The sequence below is a fragment of the Arthrobacter sp. Hiyo1 genome (genome assembly GCF_001263615.2).
Taxonomy (GTDB): Bacteria; Actinomycetota; Actinomycetes; order Actinomycetales; family Micrococcaceae; genus Arthrobacter.
Genome location: NZ_DF952468.1, coordinates 870,629 through 879,038, shown reverse-complemented (window position 1 = coordinate 879,038; position 8,410 = coordinate 870,629). Strand labels below are relative to the sequence as shown.

At 64.5% G+C, this 8,410-nt stretch carries 8 protein-coding genes and 2 pseudogenes; 3 read left to right on the top strand and 7 right to left on the bottom strand.

The window, feature by feature from the left end; genetic code table 11:
• Together AHiyo1_RS26145 and AHiyo1_RS26140 are read left to right on the top strand one after the other, a co-directional pair.
• On the top strand, positions 1-226 hold a 226-nt coding region (locus tag AHiyo1_RS26145; RefSeq protein ID WP_253257140.1), incomplete at its 5' end, for a hypothetical protein.
• A 41-nt stretch (positions 227-267) separates the two neighbouring features.
• Positions 268-603 (top strand): hypothetical protein, encoded by a 336-nt coding sequence (locus AHiyo1_RS26140; protein ID WP_253257139.1) that lies wholly within the window; start codon positions 268-270, stop codon positions 601-603.
• Between the two features lie 10 nt (positions 604-613).
• On the opposite strand, the gene AHiyo1_RS03780 is transcribed toward AHiyo1_RS26140, so the two are convergent.
• The 4 genes from AHiyo1_RS03780 to AHiyo1_RS03765 form a co-directional block, all read right to left on the bottom strand.
• Positions 614-1,327 carry an HAD family hydrolase gene (locus tag AHiyo1_RS03780; RefSeq protein ID WP_253257138.1) on the bottom strand — a complete coding sequence of 238 codons (714 nt, stop codon included), beginning with the start codon at positions 1,325-1,327 and terminating at the stop codon, positions 614-616.
• Positions 1,328-1,339: 12 nt separating this feature from the next.
• Positions 1,340-2,854 carry a glutamate--tRNA ligase gene (gene gltX / locus AHiyo1_RS03775; RefSeq protein ID WP_059387650.1) on the bottom strand — a complete coding sequence of 505 codons (1,515 nt, stop codon included), beginning with the start codon at positions 2,852-2,854 and terminating at the stop codon, positions 1,340-1,342.
• An 88-nt stretch (positions 2,855-2,942) separates the two neighbouring features.
• Positions 2,943-3,719 carry a fumarylacetoacetate hydrolase family protein gene (locus tag AHiyo1_RS03770; protein WP_059387649.1) on the bottom strand — a complete coding sequence of 259 codons (777 nt, stop codon included), beginning with the start codon at positions 3,717-3,719 and terminating at the stop codon, positions 2,943-2,945.
• A 56-nt stretch (positions 3,720-3,775) separates the two neighbouring features.
• Positions 3,776-4,558 carry an MBL fold metallo-hydrolase gene (locus AHiyo1_RS03765; protein ID WP_059387652.1) on the bottom strand — a complete coding sequence of 261 codons (783 nt, stop codon included), beginning with the start codon at positions 4,556-4,558 and terminating at the stop codon, positions 3,776-3,778.
• A 153-nt stretch (positions 4,559-4,711) separates the two neighbouring features.
• Here AHiyo1_RS03765 and AHiyo1_RS03760 point away from each other — a divergent pair, with 153 nt between their 5' ends.
• Positions 4,712-5,446 (top strand): SGNH/GDSL hydrolase family protein, encoded by a 735-nt coding sequence (locus AHiyo1_RS03760; protein WP_059387648.1) that lies wholly within the window; start codon positions 4,712-4,714, stop codon positions 5,444-5,446.
• A gap of 116 nt (positions 5,447-5,562) precedes the next feature.
• Here the strand turns inward: AHiyo1_RS03760 and AHiyo1_RS03755 are convergent.
• The 3 genes and pseudogenes from AHiyo1_RS03755 to AHiyo1_RS03745 all read right to left on the bottom strand — a co-directional run.
• Positions 5,563-6,674, bottom strand: a pseudogene (locus AHiyo1_RS03755) (branched-chain amino acid aminotransferase).
• Positions 6,675-6,807: 133 nt separating this feature from the next.
• Positions 6,808-7,870, bottom strand: a pseudogene (locus tag AHiyo1_RS03750) (3-isopropylmalate dehydrogenase).
• 91 nt (positions 7,871-7,961) lie between these two features.
• Positions 7,962-8,410: class F sortase (locus AHiyo1_RS03745; protein ID WP_148667431.1), on the bottom strand; the 449-nt coding region annotated here is incomplete at its 5' end.

Here is an 8,410-nt window from a genome sequence, read left to right as displayed (position 1 = left end):
CGGACGGCTCGCCGACGGCACCGGGAAGCTGGCAGCAGGGACCGGCAAACTGGCGGACGGTTTCGCCATCCTCGCCCAGAAGCTCAACAGCCAGGATCCGGCGTCCCCGGGCGTGGTTCTGGGAACCAAATGCTCGCCGATGGAACCGCGAAGATCCGCGTGGGCATGGACGGCGTACCTGGCGACCCTGAGCATCCGGGCCTCCTCAAAGCCACCGCCAGCATGACGGAGGGCACGTCCCGCTTGGCTGCAGGTACGGACTCGCTGATGACAGGGATCAAGGGCAGCCCTGCTGATCCTTCCTCACCCGGTCTTCTTGACGGTTCCACTGCGTTGGCAGCGGGCGCCTCCAAGTTGTCCGATGGAAACGCCAAACTGGCAGCAGGCTCAGCCCAGTTGTCCACCGGTGCCGACAAACTCGCGGACGGAAATGCGCGGATCGCGGCGGGCACCGCGGAACTGCATCAAGGAGCTGCGGCGGTGTCGCCGTCGAGCATGGCTGAAAAGTCGGATACCGGCACGGCGCTCGGACTTGTGGGCGTCCTGGGAGCGGGTTCCATCGGAACGTTCGTGTTCCTGCGGAAGTTCCGGCTGGGCGCTTAGCTGCAGAGCTTCAGGCGAGCAGCCGGGTCAAGGAGTCTATTTCCCGGCCGGAAAAGTCGGAGGCGAGCTCACCAGTGCGATTCAACCAGATGCCCAGCAATCCGGCAGCAGTGGCGCCGTCGGCGTCGAGAAGGCGGTTGTCTCCCACAAAAAGGGTCTCGGCCGGGGTGGTGCCCAAGCGACGGACCCCTTCCAGGTAAATGGCGGGGTCCGGCTTGGGCACGCCTACGGTGTCCGTTCCGACAAGGACCGAGACCCGGGCAAGCCCCGCACTGTCGAGCTTGACCCGCTGGTAGTCGTGAACGTTGTTGCTCACGGCGCCGTAGGGGATGCCCGCGGCGTCGAGGGCGTCGAGGACGGGCAGGACATCGCTGAACGCCCTGACATAACTGGGCTGTAGGCGCGAGTAGTCATTGAGCCACGTGTGGGAGTCCTCTCCCCCGAGCTCCACGCCGAAATGCCCAAGGGCCGCGCGGCCACGGAGGAGCCGCTGCTCGTTGAACGTCAATTCACCGGCTAGGTACCGGTCATAGAAATGCGTGGTTTCGTGCGTGAAGATCCGTCCGAACTTCTCCCACCCGGCCTGGTCCAGGCCGGGCAGGAGGTGTTCGCTCACGTCACGCAAGGCCGTGGTCATGGCGTACTCAAGGTCCACCAGGGTGTCGTCGATGTCGAACAGGACACCGCGGACCGTGCCGAATGACTCATGAAGTGCGTTGATCACGGAGTGCCTGAACTAGCCGCGGAACGCGCGCAGGCGGGTGAGCGAGGAATCCTTGCCCAGGATGACCATCGATTCGAACAGCGGCGGCGAGATGCGGCGGCCGGAGATTGCCGTGCGCACCGGGCCGAACGCGAGGCGCGGCTTGATCCCAAGATCTTCCACCAACGCTTGCTTGAGCGCTGCCTGGATGCTTTCCGCTGTCCAGTCGGCGAGGGGTTCCAGCGCAACCAACGCGGCGTCCAGCACCTCGACCAGGTTCTCGGGAAGTCCCTTGCGGGCGTCGTCGGCGATGTCGATCGCGTCGTCCTTCTTGAACAGGAAGGCGAGCATCTCGGGAGCTTCGCCCAGCAGGGTGATCCGTTCCTGGACCAGCGGCGCGGACTCGGCAAGGATCTCTTCCTGGCGCGGAGTCAGGATCTCCCCCACGAAACCTGCGGCACGCAGGTACGGCACGAGCCTCTGACGGAAGTCCTCGGGCGTGAGCATGCGCACGTGCGTACCGTTGATGGCCTCGGCCTTCTTGATATCGAAGCGCGCAGGGTTGCCCAGGACATCGTGGATATCGAAGTTGGCCACGAGCTGCTCCACGGTGAAGATATCCTCATCGGCGCTCAGCGACCAGCCCAGGAGTGACAGGTAATTGAGCAATCCTTCACGGATGAACCCACGTTCACGGTGCAGGAACAGGCTGGATTCCGGATCGCGCTTGGAAAGCTTCTTGTTGCCCTGGCCCATGACATAGGGAAGGTGGCCGAACTCGGGCATGTACTCAGCCACGCCGATGGCGTAAAGCGCGCGGTAGAGGGCGATCTGCCGGGGCGTGGAGCTGAGCAGGTCCTCACCGCGGAGGACGTGCGTGATGCCCATCAGTGCATCGTCCACGGGATTCACGAGCGTGTACAGCGGAGCTCCGTTGGCACGCACCACAGCGAAGTCAGGCACGGATCCCGCCTTGAACGTGATCTCCCCGCGCACAAGGTCGTTGAAGGTCAGGTCTTCGTCCGGCATGCGCAGGCGCAGCACGGCATTGCGGCCCTCGGCCTTGTACTGGGCGAGCTGTTCCTCGGTGACGTGCCGGTCAAAGCCGTCGTAGCCGAGCTTCGGGTCCCGCCCTGCGGCGCGGTGCCGTGCTTCGATCTCCTCGGGAGTGGAGTACGACTCATAGATGTGACCGCCGGCCTTGAGCTTGGCGATGACGTCCTGGTACATGTCGCTGCGCTGCGACTGGCGGTACGGTTCGTGCGGCCCGCCAACCTCGACGCCCTCGTCCCAGTCGATGCCGAGCCACTTCAACGCGTCAAGCAGTTGGTGGTAGCTCTCCTCGCTGTCGCGGGCCGAATCGGTGTCCTCGATCCGGAAAATCAGCTTGCCACCCGTGTGCCGCGCGTAGGCCCAGTTGAAGAGGGCCGTGCGGATCAACCCAACGTGCGGAGTTCCCGTAGGTGAGGGGCAGAACCGGACGCGGACCGGGGTTTCGGCGTTTACGGCGGGAATGGCGGCAGAGTTCGGCGCAGCAACAGTAGTCATAGTGGTTCCAACTTTACCCCGTGGCGGTGGGCGGAATGCCCAGTGCCAGCGGGTCCAGAGCGACCGGCTGGGCGGAACGCCGAGCCTCTTAGCGGCGGACTACCGGGTTGGACAAGCGGCCGATGCCTTCGATCTCGATCTCGTAGCGGTCGCCCTCCTGGACCAGCCCGACGCCGGCAGGAGTCCCGGTCATGATGACATCACCCGGAAGCAGGGTGAAAGCCTGCGAAACGATCGATACCAGCTCGCGCACGCTGCGGATCATCTGGTTCGTGCTGCCGTCCTGGCGGAGTTCGCCATTGAGCCAGCCCTTGATGGCCAGGTCTTCGGGATCGAGTTCCGTCTCGATCCACGGGCCGAGCGGCGCGGAGGTGTCAAAGCCCTTGGCACGCGCCCACTGCAGGTCCGTCTTCTGGACGTCGCGGGCCGTGAGGTCGTTGCCGCAGGTGTAACCGAAAATGACGTCGTCCACGCGGTCCTCGGGCACGTCCTTGCAAATGCGGCCGATGACGACGCAGAGTTCCGCTTCGAAGGAGACTTCCTCCGAGAACTCAGGCAACACGATCGGATCGTTGGGGCCAACGACGGCGGTATTCGGTTTCAGGAACAACAAGGGGTGCTGCGGAACTTCATTACCGAGTTCCCGGGCATGCTCGGCGAAGTTCCGTCCGACGCCGATGACCTTGCTGCGGGGAATAATCGGGGCCAGAAGGCGAACGTCCTCCAGCTTGTGGCGGACCGAGGTCCGCTCGACGCCGTTGAAGAAGGGGTCGCCGTGGATGACAGTGATCATTTCACTGCCTGGCTCACCTTCAACGACGCCGTAGACGGGATCAGAATCAACAACAAACCGGGCGATACGCATGGGTTCTAGCGTACCGTCCGCCGGCGGCCGCTATGCGCGCACTGAAGAGGTGCCTGCTAGCCGCGCAGATAGTCCAATTGCGCCGCCACCGAAGTTTCAGCTGCCCAGCGCACGGAAGGATCGACGTCGGGATACACCGCATCGGTGACAGCTTGGACTTCGGCTTGGGCGCCGAGGCGCGCGAGTGCTTCACGGATTTGGTCCAGGCGCATCTCCCTGTGGGCCCGGTACTCGCGGCACACGGCGTCGACGGCTGGCAGGACGGGGCCGTGTGCGGGCAACAGCGTCGCCGGACCGAGGCTTTCGAGCTTGTCGAGGCTGGAGAGGTAATCCCCCAGCCGTCCGTCAGGATAGTCCAGGACGGTGGTGCCCCGCCCCAGGATGGTATCGCCCGTCAGCACCGAGCCGTCCGGTCCGTCGCCCGGAAGGTGGAAGCAGACTGAGTCCGAGGTATGGCCCGGCGTGGCAAGAACCCGGATCTCAACGCCTCCGGCCTCGATGACCTCGCCACCGCGCAACGGCTCGCCGCCGTGGCAATAGGCGGGATCCGCCGCACGGACGGGCGCGCCGGTGAGTTCGTGGAACACCTCAGAGGCCTCGGTGTGGTCCTTGTGGCGATGGGTGATGAGAACGAGCTCCACAGGCCCCGCGGCGGCCAGGGCCGCGAGGTGCGATTCGTCGAGCGGCCCGGGATCCACGACGACCACTCCAGCAGCGTCCGGCGCGGCAATGACGTACGAGTTGGTGCCGTCAAGGCTCATCGGACCCGGATTAGGCGCGAGCCGCGAGCGGGTGAGGTGGCTGCTGTTCTGGAAAGTGGCGTCATTGACCGGATTCACTTCTCCATCTTGGCACACGCCAAGTGGCGGGACCTTGGACGGGAAGCCCGGTTCCGCGAGCCAGGAAGCAAGAGGCAGGCACGGCACACGACGTAACATGGTGCCAAGGAACTGGGATGGATACATGTGGACAGTTGCGGAGGAGGAGCCGAATTGGGGCGGAATCACACCCGACGAAGAGAACTTCTCCGGACGACGACGGCGATCGCCACCGCCTGCCTTTCCGTCCTCGCACTCCTCAGCGCCTGTTCCTCCGACACCGGACCACGGTCCGCCGCGGCCCAGCCCACCGTGGTGATCATCGGAGACTCCCTCAGCACGGGTCACGGCACCTCGCCTGACGAGGCCTGGCCAAAGCTGGTGGAGAACGATCCCGGCTTTCAACAGCTCCAAGCGACCATCGTCAATGCCGCACGGGATGGCAGCGGCTACGTCAGTGTCGGCGAGGACGGATCGACCTTCGGTTCCCAAGTGGACACAGCGGTAACCGACGAGACCCGCCTGGTGCTGTTCTTTGGTTCCGAAAACGATATGGGAACGGCCGCAGGAGAAACCGAGGCTGCGGCCACGCGGGCGTTCGCCTCAGTCAAGTCCCGCGCTCCCCAAGCCGACATCGTCGTGGTCGGGCCGCCGTCGTACACGAGCACGCCCGAAGCCGAAAGGCTCGACATCCGCGACCAGGACAAGGCCGCTGCCCTGAAAGCCGGCGCGCACTTCGTTGATCCGATCGACCTCGGCTGGATCATGGACGATGCCGCGGAGCTCATTGGTCCCGACGGCGATCACCCATCCGCGGCGGGCCAGCAATATCTGCAGGCCAAGATGGAAGCGCTCATCGGACCGCGGCTCCAGCAAGCCAGCACCGGTAACAACCAGCTCACCGGTTAACGACGACGGCGACCCGCCCACCAGGGTGGGAGGCCGCCGTCGGGCATTTTCCAAGACAGGGCCACGCCGGCGAGGGACCCAAGCCACGCTTGCGAGGCTTGGGAGCCGGTGGGGACTTAAGCCAGTCGGGTGAGCCAGCCGTGCGTGTCCTTGACCGTTCCGGTCTGGATGCCGAGCAACTGCTCGCGGATGGCCATGGTGGTTTCGCCTGCCTTGGCGTCCTCGGAACCGATGAACTCGGTCTTGTCCTTGAGGACGCCGATGGGGGTGATGACGGCGGCGGTTCCGCAAGCAAAGACCTCGGCGATTTCGCCGGAGGCCACGCCGTCGCGCCACTCGGCGAGGGTGATCTTCCGTTCGGAAACCTCGCGGCCCATGTCCTTCGCCACCTGGATGACGGAAGAACGGGTCACGCCTTCGAGGATGGTTCCGGTGAGTGCCGGAGTGACGAGTGAGCCGTCCTTCATGACGAAGAAGACGTTCATGCCCCCGAGTTCCTCGACGGCATCGTCGTTGAAGTGGTCCAGGAAGAGGACCTGCTTGCAGCCGTTCTCTTCGGCTTCCATCTGGGCAATCAGGGACGCGGCGTAGTTTCCACCGCACTTGGCTGCACCGGTGCCGCCGCGGCCGGCGCGCGCGTACTCACGGGAGATCCAGATGGATACCGGCTTGAGTTCGCCGCCGAAGTAGTTGCCGGCCGGAGAAGCGATGACCCGGAAGGAGACCTCGCGGGCTGCGCGGACACCCAGGAAGGCTTCCGTCGCGATCATGAACGGACGCAAGTACAGGCTTCGCCGTCGCCGGACGGAACCCATTCCTTGTCCGCCTGCACGAGTTCGCGGATGGCGCCGAGGAAGTACTCCTCGGGCAGTTCCGGGAGGGCCAAGCGGCGTGCCGACTTGTTCAGGCGGGCGGCGTTGGCCCCGGGACGGAACGTCCAAACGGAGCCGTCAGCGTGGCGGTATGCCTTGAGGCCTTCGAAGATCTCCTGGCCGTAGTGCAGCACTGCCGCCGAAGGGTCCAGGGAAATCGGTCCGTAGGCCTCGACGCGGGCACTGTGCCAGCCGCCCTTGCCCTCGGTGTCGACGCTGTAGTCGACAATGACGGTGTTGTCGGTGAAGTAGTCGCCAAATCCCGGGTTTGCCAGGATAGCTGCACGCTCCTCAGCAGACTTCGGGGTCTCCGAGAGCTGCTGGCTGAATTCGACGCCGTGGGCAGTCTGAGTCATGTTTCCTCCAGTCGGCTACCAGGCAGAGCAAACCATCTCTTGGAGGATATGGTTCAGCGACGGACCACGGCAGCAGTAAATAATTCAAGTAAAGCTTACGCCCGGGTACAGACCCTCAGTGCCAGTACGGGCCCTAGAGCGCGGCAGCGATGGCATCGCCGACGGCAGCGGTGCTGCGGCTGTCGCCGTTGCGGCTTTCGATGTCGGCGACGACGGCGGCTTCGATCCTGCGGGCGGCTCCCGTATAGCCGAGGTGGTCCAGCAACAAGGCCGCGGACAGGATGGCGGCGGTTGGATCTGCCTTCTGCTGTCCGGCGATATCCGGGGCGGAGCCGTGGACGGGTTCGAACATGGAGGGCGCGGAGCGGTCCATGTTGATGTTGCCCGAGGCCGCGAGACCGATCCCGCCGGTGATGGCGGCGGCGAGGTCGGTGATGATGTCTCCGAAGAGGTTGTCGGTGACGATCACGTCGAAGCGGGAGGGGTCGGTCACCATGAAGATGGTGGCGGCGTCGATGTGCAGGTAGTCGTGGGTGACCTCGGGGAATTCCTTGGCCACGGCCTCCACGGTGCGCTTCCACAAGTGGCCTGCGAAGACCAGGACGTTGTGCTTGTGGACGAGGGTGACGTGCTTTCGGGGACGCTCGCTGGCGCGGCGGAAGGCGTCACGGACAACGCGCTCGACGCCGTGGGCCGTGTTGAGCGATACCTCGGTGGCAACCTCGTGGGGGGTGCCCCCGCGGAGCGTACCGCCGTTGCGACGTACGGACCTTCGGTGCCTTCGCGGACCACGATGAAATCGATGTCGCCGGGATTGGCCAGCGGGCTGCCCACCGTCCCGTAGAGCCGCGAAGGGCGCAGGTTCACGAAGTGGTCAAGGCTGAAGCGGAGCTTGAGCAGCATTTCGCGTTCGATGATGCCTGAAGGAATGCGGGTGTCCCCCGGTGCCGCACCGACGGCGCCGAACAAGATCGCATCGCGGGTACGCAGATCGGCCAGGACCTCGTCCGGGAGGGTCTCGCCGGTTTCAAGCCAGTGCTGGGCTCCGAGCTTGTATTCGGTCTGCTCGAGGGTGACGCCTTCTTCGGCGACAACCTTTTCCAGGACTTTGAGGCTTCGGCAATGACTTCGGGGCCAATGCCGTCGCCGGGAATGACAGCCAGGTTGATCGTTGCGGCGGGTTGCGTTGCACTCATGTTTTCAGACTGCCAACGCATCCACATGTTGGTCAAAATCGTCTCACCATTTGAGCGCTCGAAGTCCATGCGGAGCGCGCCTCGGGAGAAGCTACTGGCCTGGAACAAGTGAAGCTACCACCGCGACATTCTTGCCCCAGAGGTCCTGCGTGTAGCAGCTGATCAGGACCAGGCGGTTGGGCACCGCTGTCCAGACGGGACTGTCTTTCAAAGTCGATTTTGTGTAGGTGGTGACGGAGTCGACTTTGTATGTCATCGCTCCCGTTGCCGTGACGACTTTGAGCTCGTCCCCCGGTGCCGCTGCATAGCTGAGGTGGTTGAACGGCGCGTCGAGCCCCTCCCAACTGTGCCCGATGACGTAAGTGGTATTCGTCGATCCCGTTCCGGGGGTACCGAAGGGACTGAGCCAATATCCGTCCATCGTTTCCGGCGGCTCGATGCTCTGCCCGCCAGCAGGGTCCGGTCGCAGCGGATGAACCAGCACATCCAGGCCAACCGCCGGATAGGTAATCTGCACCGGGGCCGACGCCGCGGCAGGTG

What these genes read in the sequence shown, in the direction of transcription:
- AHiyo1_RS26140 (WP_253257139.1), top strand. Translation starts at nt 268, where the DNA reads ATGACAGGGATCAAGGGCAGCCCTGCTGATCCTTCCTCACCCGGTCTT.
- gltX (WP_059387650.1), bottom strand. Translation starts at nt 2,854, where the DNA reads ATGACTACTGTTGCTGCGCCGAACTCTGCCGCCATTCCCGCCGTAAAC.
- AHiyo1_RS03770 (WP_059387649.1), bottom strand. Translation starts at nt 3,719, where the DNA reads ATGCGTATCGCCCGGTTTGTTGTTGATTCTGATCCCGTCTACGGCGTC.